This window comes from Cryobacterium sp. MDB2-A-1 (assembly GCF_004402675.1).
Lineage (GTDB): Bacteria > Actinomycetota > Actinomycetes > Actinomycetales > Microbacteriaceae > Cryobacterium > Cryobacterium glucosi.
The window spans coordinates 38,152-59,602 of sequence record NZ_SOFK01000002.1 but is presented as its reverse complement, the minus strand read 5'-3'; the positions used below and the strand labels follow the sequence as shown (position 1 = coordinate 59,602).

The 21,451-nt window shown below is 59.8% G+C and carries 16 protein-coding genes and 1 pseudogene; all 17 read left to right on the top strand.

The annotated features are described in order from the left end of the window. Positions 1-132 precede the first annotated feature (132 nt). Positions 133-1,581 (top strand): polysaccharide biosynthesis tyrosine autokinase, encoded by a 1,449-nt coding sequence (locus E3O39_RS00285; protein WP_134449695.1) that lies wholly within the window; start codon positions 133-135, stop codon positions 1,579-1,581. Then, positions 1,578-2,282, top strand: coding sequence for a low molecular weight phosphatase family protein (locus E3O39_RS00280; RefSeq protein ID WP_134449694.1), 705 nt, complete (start codon positions 1,578-1,580; stop codon positions 2,280-2,282). The genes E3O39_RS00285 and E3O39_RS00280 overlap by 4 nt, the downstream gene beginning before the upstream one ends. 2 nt (positions 2,283-2,284) lie before the next feature. Next, complete coding sequence (locus E3O39_RS00275) at positions 2,285-3,289, top strand: hypothetical protein (RefSeq protein WP_134449693.1); 1,005 nt, start codon at positions 2,285-2,287, stop codon at positions 3,287-3,289. 112 nt (positions 3,290-3,401) lie between these two features. Further along, the gene (locus tag E3O39_RS00270) at positions 3,402-4,889 is read left to right on the top strand and encodes a sugar transferase (RefSeq protein ID WP_241975228.1); all 1,488 of its coding nucleotides are present in this window, start codon (positions 3,402-3,404) and stop codon (positions 4,887-4,889) included. Positions 4,890-5,056: 167 nt separating this feature from the next. Further along, positions 5,057-5,587: a hypothetical protein gene (locus tag E3O39_RS00265; protein ID WP_134449691.1), complete on the top strand. Its 531-nt coding sequence runs from the start codon at positions 5,057-5,059 to the stop codon at positions 5,585-5,587. Positions 5,588-5,744: 157 nt separating this feature from the next. Further along, a complete protein-coding gene (locus tag E3O39_RS00260) occupies positions 5,745-7,493 on the top strand; it encodes a DUF4012 domain-containing protein (RefSeq protein ID WP_166787399.1) in 1,749 nt (582 codons plus the stop codon). A 144-nt stretch (positions 7,494-7,637) separates the two neighbouring features. Continuing rightward, positions 7,638-9,059 carry a polysaccharide biosynthesis tyrosine autokinase gene (locus tag E3O39_RS00255; protein ID WP_134449689.1) on the top strand — a complete coding sequence of 474 codons (1,422 nt, stop codon included), beginning with the start codon at positions 7,638-7,640 and terminating at the stop codon, positions 9,057-9,059. A gap of 131 nt (positions 9,060-9,190) precedes the next feature. Beyond that, the gene (locus E3O39_RS00250; RefSeq protein ID WP_241984916.1) at positions 9,191-10,681 is read left to right on the top strand and encodes a sugar transferase; all 1,491 of its coding nucleotides are present in this window, start codon (positions 9,191-9,193) and stop codon (positions 10,679-10,681) included. A 712-nt stretch (positions 10,682-11,393) separates the two neighbouring features. After that, positions 11,394-12,554 (top strand): lipopolysaccharide biosynthesis protein, encoded by a 1,161-nt coding sequence (locus tag E3O39_RS00245; protein WP_134449687.1) that lies wholly within the window; start codon positions 11,394-11,396, stop codon positions 12,552-12,554. Between the two features lie 83 nt (positions 12,555-12,637). Further along, the gene (locus tag E3O39_RS00240) at positions 12,638-13,468 is read left to right on the top strand and encodes a glycosyltransferase (RefSeq protein WP_134449686.1); all 831 of its coding nucleotides are present in this window, start codon (positions 12,638-12,640) and stop codon (positions 13,466-13,468) included. Further along, positions 13,465-14,010: a serine O-acetyltransferase gene (locus tag E3O39_RS19795; protein ID WP_134449685.1), complete on the top strand. Its 546-nt coding sequence runs from the start codon at positions 13,465-13,467 to the stop codon at positions 14,008-14,010. Before E3O39_RS00240 ends, E3O39_RS19795 begins: the two co-directional genes overlap by 4 nt. After that, positions 13,964-15,412, top strand: a complete 1,449-nt coding sequence (locus E3O39_RS00230; RefSeq protein WP_166787391.1) for an O-antigen ligase — start codon at positions 13,964-13,966, stop codon at positions 15,410-15,412. The genes E3O39_RS19795 and E3O39_RS00230 overlap by 47 nt, the downstream gene beginning before the upstream one ends. Positions 15,413-15,747: 335 nt before the next feature. Beyond that, a complete protein-coding gene (locus tag E3O39_RS18825; protein WP_166787398.1) occupies positions 15,748-16,326 on the top strand; it encodes a hypothetical protein in 579 nt (192 codons plus the stop codon). Between the two features lie 58 nt (positions 16,327-16,384). Then, positions 16,385-17,503 (top strand): glycosyltransferase, encoded by a 1,119-nt coding sequence (locus tag E3O39_RS00225; protein ID WP_166787397.1) that lies wholly within the window; start codon positions 16,385-16,387, stop codon positions 17,501-17,503. A 347-nt stretch (positions 17,504-17,850) separates the two neighbouring features. Next, positions 17,851-18,084, top strand: a pseudogene (locus E3O39_RS19730) (hypothetical protein); the annotation flags it as partial. A gap of 1,046 nt (positions 18,085-19,130) precedes the next feature. Next, positions 19,131-20,423 (top strand): glycosyltransferase, encoded by a 1,293-nt coding sequence (locus E3O39_RS00210; RefSeq protein WP_134449682.1) that lies wholly within the window; start codon positions 19,131-19,133, stop codon positions 20,421-20,423. Next, positions 20,420-21,451: a GDP-mannose 4,6-dehydratase gene (gmd, locus tag E3O39_RS00205; protein WP_134449681.1), complete on the top strand. Its 1,032-nt coding sequence runs from the start codon at positions 20,420-20,422 to the stop codon at positions 21,449-21,451. The genes E3O39_RS00210 and gmd overlap by 4 nt, the downstream gene beginning before the upstream one ends.

Below are 21,451 nucleotides of genomic sequence, written 5' to 3'. Positions count from 1 at the left end.
TTCATGACCCCCATTGAGGCACATTGCCCAGTCACGGACGGAGAGCGCGAATCTTATGTGACAACATGTCAGGGGCGCACGAATCGTGCTGCCGTGCGCCAAAAAGTAAGTCAACACAGGAAGGGCCGCCTAGTGGAACTTCGCGACTACATTCGCATCCTCCACAAGAGCTGGGTGATGATCCTCATCTTCGTGCTCGTCGCCGTCGCCGCCGCGGCCACGTACTCGCTGATGCAGACCCCGAAATTCAGCGCATCCGCCAAGGTCTTCGTCTCGACCCAGTCCACCGGCACCGCCCAGGACCTCGCCCAGGGCAACAGCTTCTCGGTGCAGCGGGTCAAGACCTACTCCGACCTCGTGGCCGCCCCCATCGTGCTCCTGCCGGTGATCGGCACCCTCGGGCTCGGCATCACCGCCGATGACCTCGCCAAGCAGGTCACGGCATCCGCCCCGCTCGACACCTCGATCATCGAGATCGCGGTCAGCGACACAGACCCTGTGCGGGCCGCCGACATCGCCAACGCCATCTCGATCAGCCTCGCCGCCGTCGTGCAGACCATCGAAACCCCCGAGTCCACCGCCACCGGCGTCGCCGGTGTCTCCCCGGTCAAGCTCACCCGGGCGCAGGAGGCCACCGTACCGAGCGCCCCGGTCAGCCCGAACGTACCTCTTAATATCGCCCTCGGCCTGCTCGTGGGCCTCGCCCTCGGCGTCAGTGCCGCAGTCCTCCGCGAAACCCTCGACACCCGCATCCGCAACGAGCGCGATGTGGAACAGGTCACCGACATCCCCATCCTCGGCGGCATCGTCTTCGATGCCAAGGCCCAGGACCGACCCCTGATCGTGCACGTCGACCCGCGCAGCCCGCGCGCCGAGAGCTTCCGTACGCTGCGCACCAACCTGCAGTTCCTCGACGTCGGCCGCACCGACCGCAGCTTCGTGATCACCTCATCGATCGAGAGCGAGGGCAAGAGCACCACCGGCGCCAACCTCGCCATCGCGCTCGCCGACTCGGGCGCCCGCGTCCTGCTCGTCGACGCCGACCTCCGCCGCCCGAAGATCGCCGACTACATGGGCATCGACGGCACCGTCGGCCTCACCGACCTGCTCGTCGGCCGCGCCGATCTGGCCGACATCATCCAGCCGTGGGGGCGCTCCAAACTGTTCGTGCTGCCGGCCGGCCAGGTGCCGCCCAACCCGAGCGAACTGCTCGGCTCCGCCCGGATGACCTATTTCATCGGGGAATTCAACAAGAACTTCGACGTCGTCATCTTCGACGCCCCGCCGCTGCTCCCGGTGACGGATGCCGCCATCCTGGCCAAGAGCGTCGGCGGCGCCCTCGTCGTCGTGGCCGCAGGGCGCGTGCACAAGAATCAGCTGACCGGCGCCATCGCCGCGCTCGGAAACGTCGGGGCGTCGGTGTCCGGCCTGGTGCTCACGATGCTGCCCACCTCAGGGGCGGATGCCTCGGGTTACGGCCGCTATGGCTATGGCTACGGCTATGGTTATGGCGCCGACGATGCCGATACTGTGGACATCACCCCCCGAAATGGGGTCCGAAAGACGAAGGTGCGAAATTGACGATTGACCCAGACCCGACGGCCCCAGCCGCCGAGCCTCCGTTCAGCATTCTGGTCGTCTGCACCGGAAACATTTGCCGTTCGCCGCTCGCCGAGCAGCTGCTCACCACACGACTCACGAACTCCGGTATCCCCGTCCGCGTGACGAGTGCCGGCACCTATGCCATGGTCGGCAAGGGCATGCCCGATGAAGCCGCCGCCCTGTCCGTGCGCTACGGCGGGGACCCGCGCGCCCACGTCTCCCGCCAGCTCACCGCGCGGCTCGTCGCGGACGCCGACCTCGTCGTCACTGCCGACCGCGAACACCGCGGCGAGGTCGTCTCCCTGCACCCGCGCGCCGCCCGCTACGCCTTCACCCTCAACCAGCTGGCCCGTCTGATCGACGGCCTCCGCGACGCCGAATTTGCCGCAGCGGAACACGCCGCCGCCGAACGCCCCGGCGCCGACAGCGCACCCGTCGGCCACTCCGACCACAACGCCGGCACCGCACCTCTCACTGCCGCTGACACCCTCCGCGCCTTCATCGCCGAGATCGCGGCCAGCCGCGGCCTCACCCCGCCACCGGCCGACCCGGCCGACGATGACATTGGAGACCCGTACCGTCGCTCCCTCGCCACCTATGACCGTGTCGGAGTCGCGATCGACGCCTCGGCCGCGACGATCGCGACGGCACTCACCGGCGCACTCACCAAGGTGGCCTGACCATGGCTCGCAACGTCCGTCACGTTCCGAAAGACAGTTCCCGCCGCCGCGTCTGGGTCTACATCGGCGTCGCCGCGTTCATCCTCTTCGACATCCTGCTGATCCTCTGGGCCATCAACTCCACCCGCGCCACCGCCAGCGGTTCGGCTCCGCGCCCCATCCCCACCTACACGACGACCCCGGCAACGCCGGTGGCCACGCCGACCGCAACGCCCACGCCGACACCCACCCCGACCGCCGGCGCCGACTCCGCGGGCATCGTCGCGGTCCCGGCCACCCGCATCCTCTCGGCCGTCAGCGCCACCACCGCATGGCGTGCCTCGACCGGCGCCTGCCCCGCCACGGCCGCCACCCCCGAACTCACCACCGATTCGGGCGCCACCTGGGCGAGCACGGACGCCACCGGCCCCACCAAGGTCACCGCGGTACAGAGCCTGTCCGCGTCCTCCGCGACCACCGTCACCCTCATGGGCCTCACCGCCGCCGGCTGCGCACCCGAGGTCGTCAAGACCTTCGTCTCCGGCGACAACTACAAGGCCTACCCCGAGCAGGTCGCCACCAGCTGGTACGTCAACCCAGCCAACCGCGCCGTCGTGCACGCCCCCGCCGGCCAACACCCCGCCCCCTGCGACGCCGTCGTTTCCCTCGCCCCCCGGAGTGACACCGCCGCGGCCGCGCTCTGCGGCGACGGTCGCCTCTTCACTACGACGGATGCCGCCGTCACCTGGTCCACCCCGGCAACCCTCCCCGGTGCGATCGCCCTCGCCCTCGCCCCCGCCACCTCGGGCTACCTCGTCGTCTCGGCGGGCCGTCCCGAGTGCGCCGGCGCCCAGCTACTCACCGTGACCGACGCTCTCGCACCCACCGTGGCCGGCTGCTACGCCGTGAGCACCCCGGCGACGGCCATGGCCGGAACGGTCGCCGTCTCCGAGGCAGCCGGAACCATCTGGCTCTGGGCCGGCGAGCAGGTCGTGCGTTCCACCGACTCCGGAGCGACCTTCAAGTAACACCCCCCTCAATGGGGCACACCGTTCGTTCCTAGACTGGTAGCTGAGCGAGACACCCCGAATGTGTCTGTGCACCCGGATCCTTTCGGGCGCGCACCCGTTCGGAGGAGACATGAGCGCATCCACGGCGTCCCCCGTCGAGAGCACCGCATGCCCTCCTGCCGCGCGCGATTGGCGTCGCATTTACGCCCGGCGCCTCATGTTCACCGACTTCCTGGTGCTCATCTGGGTCGTGTTCGGCGTGCAGATGCTGTGGTTCGGGGTGGATACCGCCAGTCTGTCCATGAGCCGCAGTCACTCTGATCTCGCCGTCAACTACAGCGTCGTCTCGGTCGTGCTCATCGCCGCCTGGATGATCATCCTGGCGGCATACGACACGCGCGGCCTCCGGGTGCTCGGAACCGGACCCGACGAATACAAGCTCATCGCCAACTCCTCCCTGCGCCTCTTCGGGCTGCTGGCCCTGGTCGCGTACCTGTTCCATATCGACGTGGCCCGCGGCTACATTCTCATCGCTTTCCCGCTCGGCATCGTGGTGCTCATCTTCTCCCGGTGGATGTGGCGCCAATGGTTGGTTGTCCAGCGCACCAACGGCCAGTTCTCGTCCCGCGTGATCCTGGTCGGGTCACTCTCCTCGACGGCGCGCATCAACCGTGAACTGTCCCGCCAGCCCGGCGCCGGCTACTGGGTCGTGGGGGCCTGCATCACCGGCGCTGCCGCGGGCGGCGTGCTCCCGGACACTCAGGTGCCGGTCTTCGGATCCATCGACACCGTCCATTCGGCCCTCGGCGCGACGGGTGCCGATACGGTCGTCGTCACGGGCGCCGACGAAATGACCGCTCAGCTCATCCGCGAGCTGAGCTGGAGCCTGGAACCCGGGCTGCAGCACCTCGTGGTCGCTCCGCGACTCATCGATGTCGGTGGCCCGCGCATCCACATGCGCCCGGTCGCCGGGCTACCGCTCATGCATGTCGAGACGCCGAGCTACGAAGGCCGCAAGATCCATACCAAGCGCGCCTTCGACCTGGTGGTGTCCGGTCTGCTCCTCGTGGTCCTGTCACCGGTGTTCGCACTGGTCGCTCTCGCCATTCGGGTGGGCGACGCCGGTCCGGTGCTGTTCAGTCAGGCCCGGGTGGGCTTCCACGGCGACACATTCCGCATGTTCAAGTTCCGCTCCATGGTCATCGACGCGGAAAACCGGCTCGCGGACACCAGCACCCTCGACCGTGCCGAGGGCAACGTTGTTCTGTTCAAGATGAGAAACGACCCCCGGATCACCCCTCTCGGCCGATTCCTGCGCCGGTGGAGCCTTGACGAACTGCCCCAGCTTGTCAATGTCTTCCTCGGCACCATGTCCCTCGTCGGGCCGCGCCCGCCCCTCGCTGCAGAAGTCGACCAGTACGAGAGCCATGTTCATCGCCGGTTCCTCGTCAAGCCGGGAATCACCGGACTGTGGCAGATCAATGGCCGATCTACGTTGTCCTGGGAAGAAAGCGTTCGCCTCGATCTGTACTACGTCGAGAACTGGTCGCTCGCGGGAGACTTCACGATCCTGTGGCGCACGGCGAAGACCGTTCTCCAGCGCACCGGCGCTTACTGATCGCCGGCACAAGCCACCCCAGTGCGAGGGTCATTCCGGCGGGTCGACGCTCGTGGGGCCGTCCAGCCCTGACTTCAGCTGTGAATCTACCGTATGGTAAAGAAGTGCCTTCAAGACGTTCGCACGCGCCGGCACATCCAATCACGTTTCAGCAGGGGGATTCACTCATGGCAAAAAAGGCTTTCGCAGCGGCAGCGCTCACGATTCTGGCTATCTTCGCCGCACCCGCCGCCGCCAACGCAGCCGGGTACGTACCCCCGACCAATGACACCGTTACCGGCACCCCGGTCGCCGGCGGCAGTGTCGCGGTGGACTTCATCGCCGGTTCTTACACCAACGGCGAGACCGTCAACATCTCGGTAGACGGTTCCGGAACCGCCACCCTGTCGGCCGTCAAGGCCAACGTTGCCACGCTGGCCAAGGCCGCGACCGCAACCGGGGCCTTGGCCGTCAAGGTCACCCTGCCGACGAACGCCACCGGCTCCTACACGCTCACCGGAACCGGGGCGACGTCCGGCCTCATCGGCACCTCGACCATTACCGTCGTCGCAGCGGATGCCGGCACCTCTGCCGGACTCGCGAGCACCGGCTACAACGCCCCGATGCTCCTCATCTGGAGCGCAGCGGGCGCCGTCCTCCTCGGCATCGCACTGGTCCTCGTGCTCGGCTATGTTCGTCGCAAGCGCGCCAACGCGTAATACCCCGCGCTGACCCCGGCGCACAGCTTTTCGACAGGCCCCGAGCACACGCTCGGGGCCTGTCGTTTTTGTCTGGTTTACTAGACGAATGTCCCACGCGCACGCATCTGCACCGGTCCAGGGTCGGCGTCGACGGGGACGACGAATTTGGCTCTCGGTGGGCATTCCCCTTGTATTACTCGTCGGGATCGTCGCCTGGGTGGGCGTGCGCGCCTACCTCGCTAAGGGTGAGCTCGAGGCCGCCCTTCCGCTCGCGGCGCAAATCCAGGCCCAGGTGGTCGCCGGCGATGGCGAATCGGCCCAGCCAACGGCCCGAGCCCTGTCCGACCATTCCGCGAGTGCCGCAGCTCTCACCAGCGACCCGGTCTGGCGCGCATTCGAAGGCATCCCGGTGCTCGGCCCTAACCTCACGGTGGTTCGTCAGCTCGCCGCCGCGACCGACGACATTGCCCAACAGGCCGTCCTTCCTCTGACGAAGATCGCCGGAACCATCAGCCTGAGCGACTTCAAACCGGTCAACGGTGCGATCAACCTCAAACCGATGACGGATGCCCAGCCCCAGATCGATGCGGCCGATGCAGCTCTCGCCGCCGTGAAGCAACGTGTCGACGCGATCGACACGACGGACACACTGTCCGTGGTGACCAGCGCGGCGGAAAAGCTGTCAACTTCGGTGGACAAGGCGGCCGACGCCGTGAACACGCTTGACCGCGCCGTGCGTGTTGTGCCCGGCATGCTCGGGGCCTCCGGGCCACGCAACTATATCGTGCTGTTCCAGAACCCCGCGGAACTCCGTGCCTCCGGTGGCATCCCCGGTGCACTCGCCCTTATCCACACGGAAGACGGTGCGATCACCCTCGCACAGCAAACCGCTGGCACTGACTTCCCGCATTACGCGCAACCGGTCTTGCCTCTTCCAACAGAGACGCGAGGGCTTTACGGCGACATAGTCGGCGAATATATTCAGGACGTCACTCTCACGCCGAATTTTCCGCTATCGGCGTCACTCGCGCGCGAAATGTGGAAACGCCAGTTTGGTGTCGAGGCCGACGGCGTCATCTCCATCGACCCGGTGGCCCTCAGTTATCTCCTTAAAGCCACCGGCCCCATTACTTTGGCGACAGGCGACGTCCTTACCTCGGACAATGCCGTACATCTCCTGCTAAGCGATGCCTACGCGCGATACACGAAGCCAGCCGACCAGAACGCATTCTTCGCGGGGGCCGCCTCGTCGGTATTCTCGGCGTTGGCCAGCGGCGGCGCTAACCCGAAGTCGCTCCTCGAGGCGTTGGGCCAAGCTGGTGCCGAACGACGCGTTCTGGTTTGGAGCGCACACGATGACGACCAGGCTGTTCTCCAGGACACCTCCTTGGCCGGTCGTCTACCGGTGACCGACGCCGACACGACGCGGTTTGGCGTCTACCTCAACGATGCCACTGGCGCAAAAATGGACACACACCTGGACGTGCAGGTAGCTGTCGGCAATGCTGTCTGTCGACAGGACGCGCGGCCGTATTATGCCGTGACTGTGAATCTGAAGAACACGGCACCCGCCGATGCTGCGAAGTCATTGCCCGAATATGTGACGGGGGGAGGTCATTTTGGTGTCACCCCCGGAAACGTGAAGACGATCGTATCGGTTTACGGGGCACCAGATATGCAGAACCTGGGCGTCATGCGAGACAACGTCGTCATCGGCTACCACCCGGCGACTGATGCGACCTATCCGGTTAGCGCATCTAGCATCGAATTGGCTCCAGGAGAGAGTGCGGTTCTCACATTTGGATGGCTAGGGGCTGGACCTCTGACGAGTGATGTCTCTGCTCAGATCACTCCTGGTACTTCGCGAGTTGTCGCAACGAATGCGTCGTCACGCTGCGATTCCTTGCTCTGGCCACAGCGATGACTGTCTCTCGACCGTCATATGTCGGGGGTGTTAACGCTGCGTCCGACAGGCATTCTTTGACGCACCGTAGGTCGCAACTGTGACACCATAATGGGGGGCGTCAGAAGTCGGCCTCGAAAGTGAACGTCATAGGAAGGCCGCTGAGTGGAACTTCGCGACTATATTCGGGTCTTACGTAAGAGCTGGGTCCTCATCGTACTTCTGTTGCTCGTTGGTCTGGGAGCGGGTGCCACCTACTCTTTGACGACAACGCCTTTATACAATGCGTCGTCGAAGGTCTTCGTCTCAACGCAGGGCGGAGGCACAAGCCAGGAGCTGGCGCAGGGCAACACCTTTACTGTGGCCAGAGTGAAGACTTATGCCGATCTAGTGGCTACACCGATCGTTCTCCTTCCGGTGATTGGAAGCCTCGGGCTTAACATGACTTCCGTTGATTTGGCAAAGCAGGTCACGGCTTCAGCCCCTCTTGACACGTCGATTATTGAAATCGCCGTCCTGGACCCGGATCCCGTGCGGGCCGCCGATATTGCCAATGCCGCTTCTCAGAGCCTTACTGCCGTTGTCCAGTCCATCGAGACTCCCGAAGCCATTGACGCCGTATCGCCTGTCAAACTCACCCGGGCACAAGAAGCAACAGTGCCCAGCAAGCCAGTGAGCCCAAACGTCCCGCTGGATATTGCGCTGGGTGCTCTGATAGGACTTGCTCTAGGAATCGGCTTAGCAGTCCTACGCGAAGCGATGGAGACTCGCATTCGAAATGAGCGCGACGTCGAGCAGGTTACTGATGTGCCGATCTTGGGCGGAATCGTCTTCGACCCGAAAGCCAAGGAACGCCCGCTCATCGTGCATGTGGACCCGCGCAGTCCCCGGGCTGAGTCGTTCCGTTCTCTTCGAACGAATCTCCAGTTCCTTGACGTGGGTCGGACAGAACGCAGCTTCGTCATAACATCATCTATAGAAAGCGAAGGAAAGAGCACCACGGGTGCAAACCTCGCGATCACACTGGCTGATGCTGGCGGCCGTGTTCTTCTCATTGACGCCGATCTGCGGCGCCCAAAGATCGCAGACTATATGGGTGTAGAGGGGAGTGTTGGACTCACCGACGTCCTAATCGGTCGAGCGGAATTGTCCGACGTTATTCAGCCGTGGGGCGAGGGTCGTCTCTTCGTGCTCCCGGCAGGCAAGATACCGCCCAACCCCAGTGAGCTGTTAGGTTCAGCCCGAATGGCCGATCTCATTGCGCAGTTCAATCTCACCTTTGACGTGGTGATCTTTGACTCGCCGCCATTGCTGCCTGTTACGGACGCGGCAATCCTCGCGAAGAATGTGGGTGGGGCCATCATCGTGGTCGCGGCCGGCCGCACCCACAAGAATCAACTTAGGGGCGCAATCGCAGCATTGGGGAGCGTCGGTGCACCGGTTTCGGGACTCGTGCTGACCATGCTGCCGACCAAAGGCCCTGATGCTTACGGCTACGGTCACTACGGCTATGGATATGGCTATGGGTATACCCAGGACGTCACGGACGAAAAGGTCCGGAGCCGCGCGCGCATCAAGAAGGTATAGATCGACTGAATTTCGCTGGTTAATGCCACCGTAACCACAATGGGGTACCTTCTTGCCTACGTCGTCGTGGTCTGGCGTTGGCGTCAATCAAATCGAGACATGGCGGAAAGTGCAGCGCCATGAGGAGCAATATGAAAAAGCGCACTGGCATAGCCGGGGTACCTATTGAGATCGAACAGACCGGCGGGCGAAATTGGAGGGTTTCATATGCCGCTCGACTTGTCGCTTCTGATCTTCTTGTCCTGATTTGGGTAGTTTTTGGGGTCCAAATCGCATGGTTCGGCATCGCAGCCTCGGATGTGCAATTTCGAGGTAGCCTCGCGGACACAGCGATCAGCTATTCAGTAATCTCCATTGTGCTCATCGTGACATGGATGATTTCCTTGGGTATCTATGGCTCGCGAGGCTACCGAGTGCTGGGCACTGGCTGGCAGGAGTACCGCTTGGTGGCGGGAAGCACTGTCCGTCTTTTCGGTCTGGTGGCGCTAATCGCCTATCTCTTCCAGATCGATTTAGCGCGAGGCTATATTCTCATCGCGTTTCCTCTCGGACTGGCAGTTCTCGCTCTTTCGCGTTGGATGTGGAGACAATGGCTTGGAGTGCACCGTCTCGATGGGCGCTATTCCTCCCGAGTGCTCCTAGTCGGGTCGGAAGTGTCCGCAACGCATTTGGCTCGTCAATTGGCGCGCCAGCCCAAAGCCGGTTATCTCGTCGTCGGGGCTTGTATTCCCAGCGGGCTCGTAGCGGGGTATCTACCGGACAGTGCAATACCTGTGTTCGGCAATCTCGACAAATTGCAGGCGGCGATGACCGCAGTGGGCGCCGACACGGTTGTGATTACCAGTAGTGACGAGCTGTCACCAGAACGAGTTCGAGAATTGAGCTGGAGCCTGGAACCAGGCAGACAACACCTAGTCGTCGCACCGAGCTTGACGGACATCGGTGGTCCACGTATCCACACCCGACCGGTCGCTGGATTGCCGCTCATCCACGTCGAGACGCCAAGGTTCGAAGGCCGGAATTTCTTTGCTAAGCGTGCCTTCGATCTATTGTGCTCGGGTTTGCTTATAGTCGTACTTTCGCCGTTCCTCCTCATCATCGGAGCCGTAATTCGGCTCAGCACACCTGGGGACGTGCTATTTCGGCAGGAGCGAGTGGGTATTAACGGTCGACACTTCAGCATGCTGAAGTTCCGATCTATGGTCACAGATGCAGAAGCACTGCTAGTCGGGCTCCGGGACGAAGCGCGCACTGAAGGCAACTCCGTACTCTTCAAGATGAAGGAGGACCCTCGAGTTACTCCCATCGGAAAGTACCTTCGACGTTTTAGCCTCGATGAACTTCCGCAGTTATTCAACGTATTTGGTGGCTCGATGTCCTTGGTCGGGCCAAGACCCCCCCTAGAACGGGAAGTTGCTGAATATGAGAATCACGTTCATCGTCGATTCCTCGTGAAGCCCGGTATTACGGGCCTCTGGCAGGTAAGCGGTAGGTCCAACTTGTCGTGGGAGGACACGGTCCGCTTGGATCTCTACTACGTCGAGAACTGGTCGATCACTGGAGACATCGTGATCTTGTGGCAGACGGCCCGTGCTGTATTAGCAAGTGATGGTGCCTACTAATGTGCAATGCAGCAACCGGAATGGTGCGCATCGGATACCACTCGATCGCTGATCTACGGGGCGATCGTTGCTGGGTTGTCTTGAAGACTTCAGGAAGACCGCAATTTTGCGATGGCTTCGCTCGAAGCGCCACCACAGTTCCTTGGAACCCGCCAGCTGCTCAGACTCATCTTTCACTCGGTACAGCGCGACTGTGGCGCTCTTTCTTCAGAAGAGGAGTACGGTCGCAGCGCGCAATCCCGGCTCGAATAGCCATACCGCAGTCGCAGTCGGGTCAGGGATTTGCAGAGCGGATTTCTCGGGCCCCTAGACACCTATCGCAAGAGGGCACGGGGCTGCACCGTAATCCCAAGGCGGAATCCCTCGAGTTCGCGAAGCATGCAGTTCACGGGCTGGGGTACCGAAACGAAAGACCGGACTTTTCGTGGGACGATGGAGCGTGGGTTGGCTTCCACGACGAAGGAAGTCTTGTTGGAGTAGGTCGAGCTGAAACTCCGAGGCATCGATACCATTCGGTCCCGGCGAAAGATGGCGCAAATTGAATGCCGTTCGGTCTCGGCGTCTCGGCAGTGTCGGGCTTAGCGCGCTTGTCCGCGTTGGTACATTTCCCGTCACCGCACTCGCAACATTCCTGACAACTTCTCTAGTCATTGGTCATGCTGGAGCGGCTGGCTATGCCGCGATTGCGGTAGTAATAACCCTTTCCCAGTTGGTGCCCTACGCCGATCTCGGGATAGGGGCCGGTGTTATTAACGCGATCTCCATGTCGGAAGTAGATGATCCGATTCGTACAAAGGCGGTGGCCAGCGCGATCCGCGTGATGCTGGTGTCAATGATCATTGTCTCTAGCCTGGGCTTGCTCGGAATGACCTTCTTCTCATGGTCCGAGGTCCTGAGTCTCGAAAACTCTGGGTTGGGCCGCCTTGATACTGTGACTGCTCTTGTGATCGTGATCTTCGCAGCTACCATTCCGATGGGGATTGGACAACGGGTGCTCTTGGCGCTCCTGATGAATCCGATCGCGATCGTAGTTAATTCGCTAGGGCCGATACTGAGTCTCCTGGGCACCGCAGTGATCGTTGGAATGGGCCTTTCTCCAGAGCTATTAGTTTTCCCCCCGGTCGTTGGTGGCCTGATTAGCTCCTTTGTATCCTTGTGGATCGCGACCAAGCGGATTCGATTCCGATGGTTGACTGTCTTCCAATACCGCAAGTTTCATCTCCCCGGGCTTCTATCTCAGGGGATGTGGTATCTCATGATTAGTGTTGTTTCGGCTTTTGCCTTTCAATGGGGGCGGATCGTTCTCGCCTCTCGTGGAACGCTTGACCAAGTTGCCACATACTCAATTGCAATGCAGTTCTATGCGCCATTGTGGTCCTTCTTCATTGCGGCTGGAACGTCGCTCTGGCCCATATTTGCGCGCAATAGATCGCGGAATGAGAGTAATTCGGCGCTACTTTTGCGAATGGTTCTCTACTTTGCAGGTGCCGGTTTGGTTTGCATTATCGGACTTATGTTGTTCGGGCCGTGGCTGGCCGGCGTGATTTCACATTCGGCGGTGGAAGCAAGCGCAATGATATTCCTGGGATGTGGTCTCCTGATCATTGTTCAATCGGTCCAGCTCGTTCTCGGCGTCTCACTTACTTCTCCACGGGACCTTCGATTTCAGGCGCTTTGGGGCATCCCGATGGCTGCATCCGTGATTGGTGCCACTTGGCTATTCGTGCCTGCCCTCGGAGCAATAACGCCCTTCTTGGCTGCCGGTGTTGGAGTTCTGTTGTTTCAGGTATTTCCTAATGTCTTTCGTGTGCGCGCAAATAGCCGTTCGGTACGTGAGACCACCGCAAATCCCGAACTTGAGACTGTTGCCTAATTATCTAGAAGATCTCAGCATCCGGGAGAGTACGACCGTCGAGATCATCGTTCGCCAAGTCGAAGTATTGATAGGAGATTGAAATGGCACAAATCGGAATGGTGATTCCGACGTTAGGCACGCGCCCGGCATGGCTTCGCGGTACCTTGAAATCGATGTTCGAACAGCGTGGCGTTGATCTTAAGGTTGTCATCGTGACACCTCGTCCGGACGAGGTGAGACTGATTGCGGCTGGGACTCCCGCGGTTGTGGTTGCGTCAGACACGCCGGGAATATCGGCGGCCGTCAATGAAGGATGGGCGGAGCTAAAAGACTCGACTTTCCTGGCTTGGCTTGGCGACGATGATCTACTTGCACCGGGATCTCTCCGCATTTCGCAGGACGCGCTAGTCAGAAATGCAGCGGCTTCCGGCACGTACGGGTGCGTGCGATACATTGACGCCGCGAGTGAGACTCTCTTCGTTGCTCGGCCCGGTCGCTTTGCGAGCGCTTATCTGCGCTGGGGTAAAGACTTGGTCCCCCAGCCGGGTAGTCTATTTCGCCGTGAAGCAGTCGAAGCCGTTGGCGGACTGGATACCAGTCTTCGATATGCAATGGATTTTGATCTGTTCCTAAAGCTTCGAGCCTTTGGGCCACTCCGCTACCTTTCATCCGAGGTCGCGTCGTTCCGACTGCACCCCGGCAGCATTACGGGTGCGAACCAGTCGAGCGTGGAAGCCGAAAGCGTTCGTGCCAGGTTCCACTCCGCACGAGTGAACTCCATACGTAGGTCGCTGGCGCCCCTTCAATCGGTCACCGATCGGGCGCTATACAAGCTATCTCGGCGACCGGGGGGTCTGGTTCCACAAATGCTCGGGCGAGACTATGTACTCGACGTCTATAGCGATGCCGATCTCGACGGCTCAACGACATGAAGAACTACGGCCGAACGGTTTCGACGACCCCAGGATTCCGATTTAGTTGGGTCTTTCAAGATTTTGCTGCGAACGCCCACAGGCCCCGCACTCGTCTCTTATTGGTCACATTTAGGTTGGCGCAGGCGGCCCGACATCCATTTTCCGACCGCCCAAGTCTGCTGTCATATTTTGTAACTGCGTGGTACGTGTTCATTTCCGAATGGGTTTTCGGGATGGAGTTGCCGGTTAAGACTCACGTCGGCTCTGCGCTGCAAATCGTGCACGGTTTCGGCCTTGTAATTAATGTGGATAGCCGACTTGGTTCTGACGTGGTCATTCGCCAAGGCGTCACCATCGGCAATAAGGGTGACGGTGGTGCTTCGCCTACTGTCGGAGATGGCGTATCGATTGGATCCGGCGCTTGCGTTATCGGGGCCGTTACCATTGGAGCTCGAGTGCGAATTGGCGCAAATGCGGTCGTAGTAACGGACGTACCTGAAGACGTTTCCGTCGTTGGAAATCCTGGACGAATCCTTCAAAACCGGGCTCCAGGGGTTTGAGCGAGTGACTGAACCAATTGTTATTGCGCTCGTCACTGGATCCTCTCTAGGTGCGGTGTGGGTCTGGCTTCGCGGCGTACGTCGTGGTGACGTGGTTTCCAAGTGGAATATCACGACCACCTATGTGGTCCTCATAGCTTGGCTCCTGTTGGCATCATCGGTGTTCACACAGTTTGATGGCGGAAACGTATCCATAGTTAACGTCTTCGGGCAGACGACGATACTTGCTAATCCTCGAGCGGCGCAAATAATGCAGCTCGCTGGCTATGCCATTATCGGAATAGGATTCCTCACCTTCTTTGTGTTCGGTATCGTCAAAAGAGACCGCCTATCAACTCCCCTGCTGCTTATGGGGCTTCTGGTGGTGATGACGGATTTCTCTTCTGCCATCGCGGGTGCGTCTGCCATTGGGAACCCTCGCATCATCGCCTTATTCGCACTGTTTCTGGGTGCTTCAGTGCTGCCGCGCGGCGGTGGCGCTCGGCTCGGGGTGGCGTTCTTTGGATTCTCCGTCTGCGTCGCAAGTGGCATTTTCCTTCTCGTGAACTATGCTGCCGCGTTTAGGACATGCCGTGCAGACAAGTGCGGCCCGCTCGGCAATCTTTTCTTTGGAGTGACTACCGGGGAAAACACAATCGGTCTTATCGTCGCCACCTCAATCCCGTGCATATTCCTTGTGTTGCGCGGCGCGACACGTTGGATCCTGGCGGTTTATCTCCTTAGCGTGGTCTACATCTCTGGTAGCCGGACGGCGCTTCAAGTCGCCCTTATTGTTACGATTCTTGTCCTGGTAACGGGCATGAGTTCCACGTCGATGGGCGGAATTTGGCGACGGTTTGTAACGATTGGGACGGCATCGGTCGGATTGGCTCTTGGCATTGTGCTTCCCTATCTGCCCCTGAATCCAACTGATTTTACAAACCGCGCCTATTTGTGGAAGCTTGCTTCTGCTCAACTAGAGGACAGTCAACTTTTTGGATTCGGCGCGCTCATCTGGGGAAATCAGGTTGCTGTGGGCACGATCTCCAGGGATGAGGCATATTCTGTCCACAATCAATGGCTCGATATTAGATACACGACCGGGGCATTAGGTATTGCACTGTTCATCATCTTGATCGTGATTGCGCTGCGGCAAGCGGATAAATGGACCGCCCCCCAGACCGCGCTCTTGTTCATCCCGGTAATCTATTCGGGTCTACTCGAGCGTACGTGGGCATTTGGCTTGCTCGACGTCTTTGGGTGGATGGCAGCGGCCACGCTGCTTGCACTTGAGCCTGCGGCTGAACCGGCTGCAAACACCTCTCCTGTGCTGACGGAAGCAGTCGCTCAAAGAGGACATGGCACGGACCGAGTGCTTACCGGTCTAGGCAACACGAATCCGAAGGGAGCGCACGGGAATTGATCATGCGAAATTCTTATCTGCGTCTAGTCGCGCGAATACGATCGGCCGTACAGACTCGAGTGGACCGCATCTGCGCCCAATTGTGGGTACGACTACCGCTTGGCGTTATGGGGCCAACCCGTGATCCACGAAGCGTCGACGATGCAACTCGAGTCATTGCGCTGACCACTTATCCGCCTCGCATTGGCGCTGTGCATTTGACGATTCGAAGCTTGCTTAAACAATCGATAGCCGTTGATGCGATCTACCTTGTCCTCTCGACCCTTGAGTTCCCGGGCGGTGAGTCGGACCTCCCTCCCAATCTACGGCGACTACTTGCCGCTACAAAAGGCAGAGTGAATGTACATTTCACGCCCGAAAATATGCGGTCGTTCAAGAAGCTTCTTCCGATCATCGCAATCTATCCTGAGGCGACTATTTTAACTGCGGACGACGACGTCCTTTACTGGCGATCCTGGGCTCAACAGCTCGACGCGGCCAGTCTGACCTTTCCTGGAACAGTAGTCGGAACCAGAGGAACTCTAATAAAGATGGAGGGCAATCGTGCCCGCCCATACACGGAATGGCCGGCAGCAGAGGCCGGTGTACCCGGCCAACTCGTTTTTCTGACCGGTCGGGGTGGCATTCTCTACCCGCCACATTCTCTGGATCCGCGGGTTTTTGACTGGGCGACGGCTTCTCTCATTTGTCCGTCCGCGGACGATATCTGGTTCAAAGTCATGGCATCTTTGGCGGGCATCGAAGCGGTAAAGGTAGACACCGGTCGCGAATATCCATCCAATGGTGCAAGCCAAAGCAGCGCGCTTTGGCGTCGCAACGTCCTCAAGAACGAGAATGACGTGGCTTTCGAGGCGGTTGTGGACCGCTTTGGCCTTTGGGATACATACGTCACCGCACAAAGGCTCCGACGTTGAAGGTGCTAATCGTCGATTGCTTAGCTTATCCTTCCAGTTCACGTTGAGAGGTCCTCAAATGTACAGAAAATCGCCGGCCAGTAAGTTCGACGCGTTATATCTCGCCGTCCTTCCCTTCTATCGGGAATATTGCATCCAGGAGCTCAAAGCTGATTTGTCTTTGGACGTGATCCTGTTTGCTGGTGATCGGCACGTCGATCCCACTATTCGAACCGGAATCAGTAGGTCCTTATATGTGCAAGTTAGAAACTACGTCCTTGCCGGACGCGTACTTGTCCAGCTGGGGGGGTGGCGCACAGCGATCAGCGCCAAGACCACGATCCTCGACCTCAATCCGCGCAGCCTCACGGCGTGGACATTGCTGGGTTTGAGACGCATTCTGGGTAGGCGAACGCTCCTATGGGGCCATTTGCACCCTCGCTCCGGAAGAGGCAGTAGGACGGCGGTGCTACGCCGCTCGATGCGGCGTCTTTCGAACGGGACGGTGCTTTACGGGTACGATAGCGTTCCCTTTGCGCTCGCAGAGCTCCCAGGGTCGCCCGTCTGGGTGGCGCCGAACTCTTTGTACGCAAGGGATGCCTTGACTGTACCGGCCAATGAAGGCCCGTACACCAGCGTCCTGTACGTGGGGCGCCTCGTTTCCGATAAGAAAGTAGACCTGCTCATCCGAGGATTCTTGAGGAGCGATCTTGCCACCCGCGGCGTGCAGCTTGTCATCGTAGGAGAGGGCGCCGAACGCAAGGCCCTCGCCGACCTTGTTTCGGAGCTGGGCGGCAATGCTTCGGTAACCTTTCTCGGCCAGGTCGCCGATGTGAATGAACTTCGCCATCTCTATGAAGACGCTCTGTGCTCCGTATCGCCGGGTTACGTTGGGCTAAGCCTCACACAAAGCCTCGGGTTTGGCGTTCCTATGCTGATCTCAAGGGACGAACCGCATTCTCCTGAACTCGAGCTCGCTCGAATCGGTGGCGTCGAGTTCTTCGAGACTGACTCGCCGCTTGCACTTGCGGCCGCTCTTGATGCGCTCGCGCCTGCCGGCAGTGCATGCGAGCGACAGCGAATCAGCATCGCAATTCGGAAGACATATTCGGCGGAAGCCATGGCGGCGGGGATCGCGTCGGCACTCAAAAACACCAAACAGGAACTCGGAGATGATGGATGGCCGTCGAATCGGTAGTCAAGGTGCCCAAGAACCGCAGCCGTATCCCAGCACCGCTAGAGGGAGTTGTTCGTGCATTGCAGCGACGACTAATGATCCATGGGCCGGTGACGTACGGCAAGAACTTGCGAATGGGTAATGACAGCACCTTGAGTTCGGTGCACGGGCTCAGAGTCGGTCACAATGTTTCGATTGGCCAACGCACAGTCATCGAAGTCGACGGTGCAATCGGAGACTACTGCCTGATTGGGCGCGGAGTGCAGATTGTCGGTCGTGTGGATCATTCGATCGACGAGGTGGGAATTCCAATGGCGTTCTCGACGTGGGTTGGAGATCGACCCGCAGTCCCGCAGGATGCCGTACAGATTGGAAGTGATGTGTGGATTGGCGGTGGCGTCATTATTCTCGGTGGGGTCACTATCGGCGAGGGGGCCGTGCTTGGCGCTGGCGCTGTGGTGACACATGACATTGAGCCTTACGGAATTGCCGTCGGGAATCCCGCTCGAGTCATCCGGAAACGATTCGATTCTGATGCTCAGAGGCACGCGCACAGTACAGCTCTCCGTGTCGATAGTTCCGACGTGAGCGATAAGGGGTAGCTGAGCACATCACCGCAATCTCTTTCGTGTCTTGCCGCGGTGGCGCGAGGCAGATCTGGAGCCGGTGTGAAGCGCTGCCAAAATCTAGTTAGACAGGCGACTCGTTTCCGGAGCGCCATCGAGTCAATACCTTATGCGCGGAATCGCGGGCCGAGATCCTCTGGGCTACGGGGGCCCCAGACCCGATTTGCAGGAATCGCACCGTTCACAGTTGTTCCGGGTGTCACGAGTGCCGAACGACCGATATCAGCGCCGCCGAGGACAATGCATCGGGAAGTCACCCAGGCCCCGTCGCCTATTCGGATCGCCTTAGTAATCAGCGCCATGTCGCGACGATGGGCGTGGCTGCCTGTCGTTAGGAGTGTCTCCTGCGAGATTGAAACGTCATGTCCGATAAATACTTCGTCTTGATTGTGGAACCAAACCCCTTCCCCGATCCAAGAGTTCGCTCCTACGTGTAGCTTCCACGGGAACTTCACTCGGGTTCTGGGGCGGAATATGACACCTGGGCCAATGTCTGCACCGAATGCCCTCAGTACTCGAACGCGAAGCCCGGAACTGACTTGCCATGGATTCGTAACGAATAGCAACTCTGCTGCAGCCCACAGATAGATCACAAACCTAGGGCGGTCCCATGCTTCTCTCGAGCCAGGCGCTGCAGCAAGGCTGATGACCGGAATCTCAATTGGGTCCAATTCATCAGACGGCCTATTCGTCATCTTGTCCTCGCCGTGCGTCGCGGATGGTCCTCCCGTGGGACAGACCCTAGGGATTTCGGTCAACACCGTAATCCTAGGGCCCACGTTCGCCTGCAACAGGGGTAGGAATCGCGCTCGGCTGAAACGGGTACGGAAGGTCGTTCGGATGATGCCCTTACGTCATGAGAATGAAATCAGGCTGTAACCCGAACGGGGGAGGCCCGAAACTGGACGACGCTAGGGTGTTAGTGGGTTGTGGAGCGCCTGTTTCGGGACCGGGCACACCTCCAGTTTTGAGTAGTTGAACTGACTTTGAGCAAGTATCAAGAACCAGAAAGCAGATCGTCATTGACCAAGCAGACTCAGCTGAAGGTGCTCGTCATCGGCCTGAACTTCTCACCGGAGGTCACCGGGATAGCGCCATACACGAGTGGGCTTGTTCAGGGGCTTGTGGAACGCGGCTTCGCCGTCGATGTCATAACGGCACATCCTCACTACCCGGAGTGGAAAGTCCATGCCGGCTTTGGCGGTAGAAAGACGTCCGAATTTCTAGATGGCGTTCGCGTCACACGGTTGCCGCACTACGTTCCATCCAGCCCCGAAGGCCTAAAACGTTTGGCTTCTGAGATTTCCTTTGGAATAGGCGTCATGTTCGCGAAATGGGGTCGCCCAGACGTGATTGTGATGGTCTCGCCAGCGCTCTTTTCGACCGCCCTTGCGATGCTCAGAGCGCGGATGAGCCACCGAAAGCGCATTGTTAACATTTGGATACAGGACCTCTATAGCTTGGGGATGGCCGAAACTGGGACCGGTTCAGATTTCATCACCAGGGTAGTGACTTGGGTAGAGAAGGTCACGATCGCGGCAGCATCGGGCGTGGTTGTAATTCATTCCCGGTTCGCCGCCCACCTAGGTGAAAAGTTCGGCATCGGATCTGCGCAAATTGAGGTAATTCGAAACTGGACCCACCTCAAACCGACTCCGCCCTTCGATTTCACCGCCGTCCGTGCGACTCACGGCTGGAATCCAGATGAGACCGTTGTCCTACACGCTGGGAACATGGGGATTAAGCAGGCTCTCGGGAATGTGGTCGAAGCCGCACGACTTGCGGAAGCACAGGACCTCCCGGTCCGCTTCGTTTTATTGGGAAACGGAAGCCAACGAGACGCGCTCATGGCCCAGGGAAAAGGTATCTCTCGACTGCAGTTCATCGATTCTCTCGACGACTTTGGTTTCCAAAGGGCACTCGCATCTGCAGACATTTTGTTGGTCAACGAGAAGCTCGGTGTTTCCGAGATGGCCGTGCCCAGCAAACTGACGTCTTATTACAATGCAGGTCGGCCCGTGATCGCGGCAACCGATCGCAGAGGGGTGACTGCGGCCGAAATCGAGTCGGCGAGGGGTGGAGTCGTTGTGGACGCCGAAGACCCACAGGCAATAATCGATGAGGCAATTGGGCTCCGGGACGACCCAGCGCGGGCTGCTTTGTTCGGCGCGAATGGAATGCGCTACCGCGCAGACGTCCTAGGGCAAGAAGTGGCCATTGACCGATTTGCTCAATGGCTAAGGGGCTTGACGTCAATGCAGGACCATGTCGATGGTCACTCGCATTCGTTAGGCAAAGATGGAGGAAATTCATGACAAAGCGCGCTCTCATCACTGGAATTACCGGTCAGGATGGTTCGTACCTTGCCGAGCTCTTGCTCTCGAAGGGCTACGAGGTGCACGGGCTAATTCGACGTGCTTCGACGTTCAATACGGCCCGAATTGATCACCTGTATGTTGACCCGCACGACCCCGAGGCCAAGTTGTTCCTTCACTATGGCGATCTCAGTGACGGCAGCCGCCTTGTCACTCTGCTCGCCGAGATTCAGCCGCACGAGGTCTACAACCTTGCTGCGCAATCGCATGTTCGTGTGTCCTTCGACGAGCCCGAGCACACCGGTGACACGACGGGTATGGGCACCATTCGCCTGCTCGAGGCCGTACGCATGTCTGGTATTGAGACACGCTTCTACCAGGCGTCAAGCTCGGAGATGTTTGGGGCTACTCCGCCACCTCAGAATGAGGAGACCCCGTTCTACCCCCGCTCGCCGTACGGCGCAGCCAAGGTTTACAGCTACTGGATCACTAAGAATTACCGCGAGGCATACGACATGTTTGCCGTGAACGGCATTCTCTTTAACCACGAATCTCCGCGCCGTGGCGAGACTTTTGTTACTCGAAAGATCACACGCGCCGTCGCAGCCATCAAGGCGGGTAGACAGGATCATGTCTACCTTGGCAACCTCGATTCGATCCGTGACTGGGGCTACGCCGCAGAATATGTGGAGGGCATGTGGCGCATGCTGCAGGTTGACGAGCCCGATGACTTCGTCCTTGCCACCGGCGGAAACTTCACGGTGCGGGACTTCGTGGAGACCTCATTCAGTCACGCCGGCCTCAAATGGGAAGATCACGTGCGCTTCGACGAGCGATACTTGCGCCCCACCGAGGTGGACGCTCTCGTTGGCGACGCCTCCAAGGCTGAGGCCAAGCTTGGCTGGAAGGCCACGGTCGACACCGCCGAACTCGCCCGCATCATGGTGGACGCCGACATCGTCGCGCTCGAGCATGCGGGTGGCCACTGGATCGATGAGGTCAAACTCGCGAGTTGGGGTACGAAGTAG

Coding starts and splice junctions, on each gene's coding strand:
- gmd (WP_134449681.1), top strand. CDS start 20,420: ATGACAAAGCGCGCTCTCATCACTGGAATTACCGGTCAGGATGGTTCG.
- E3O39_RS00275 (WP_134449693.1), top strand. CDS start 2,285: ATGGCTCGCAACGTCCGTCACGTTCCGAAAGACAGTTCCCGCCGCCGC.
- E3O39_RS00265 (WP_134449691.1), top strand. CDS start 5,057: ATGGCAAAAAAGGCTTTCGCAGCGGCAGCGCTCACGATTCTGGCTATC.
- E3O39_RS00250 (WP_241984916.1), top strand. CDS start 9,191: ATGAAAAAGCGCACTGGCATAGCCGGGGTACCTATTGAGATCGAACAG.
- E3O39_RS00225 (WP_166787397.1), top strand. CDS start 16,385: ATGTACAGAAAATCGCCGGCCAGTAAGTTCGACGCGTTATATCTCGCC.
- E3O39_RS19795 (WP_134449685.1), top strand. CDS start 13,465: ATGAAGAACTACGGCCGAACGGTTTCGACGACCCCAGGATTCCGATTT.
- E3O39_RS00240 (WP_134449686.1), top strand. CDS start 12,638: ATGGCACAAATCGGAATGGTGATTCCGACGTTAGGCACGCGCCCGGCA.
- E3O39_RS00270 (WP_241975228.1), top strand. CDS start 3,402: ATGAGCGCATCCACGGCGTCCCCCGTCGAGAGCACCGCATGCCCTCCT.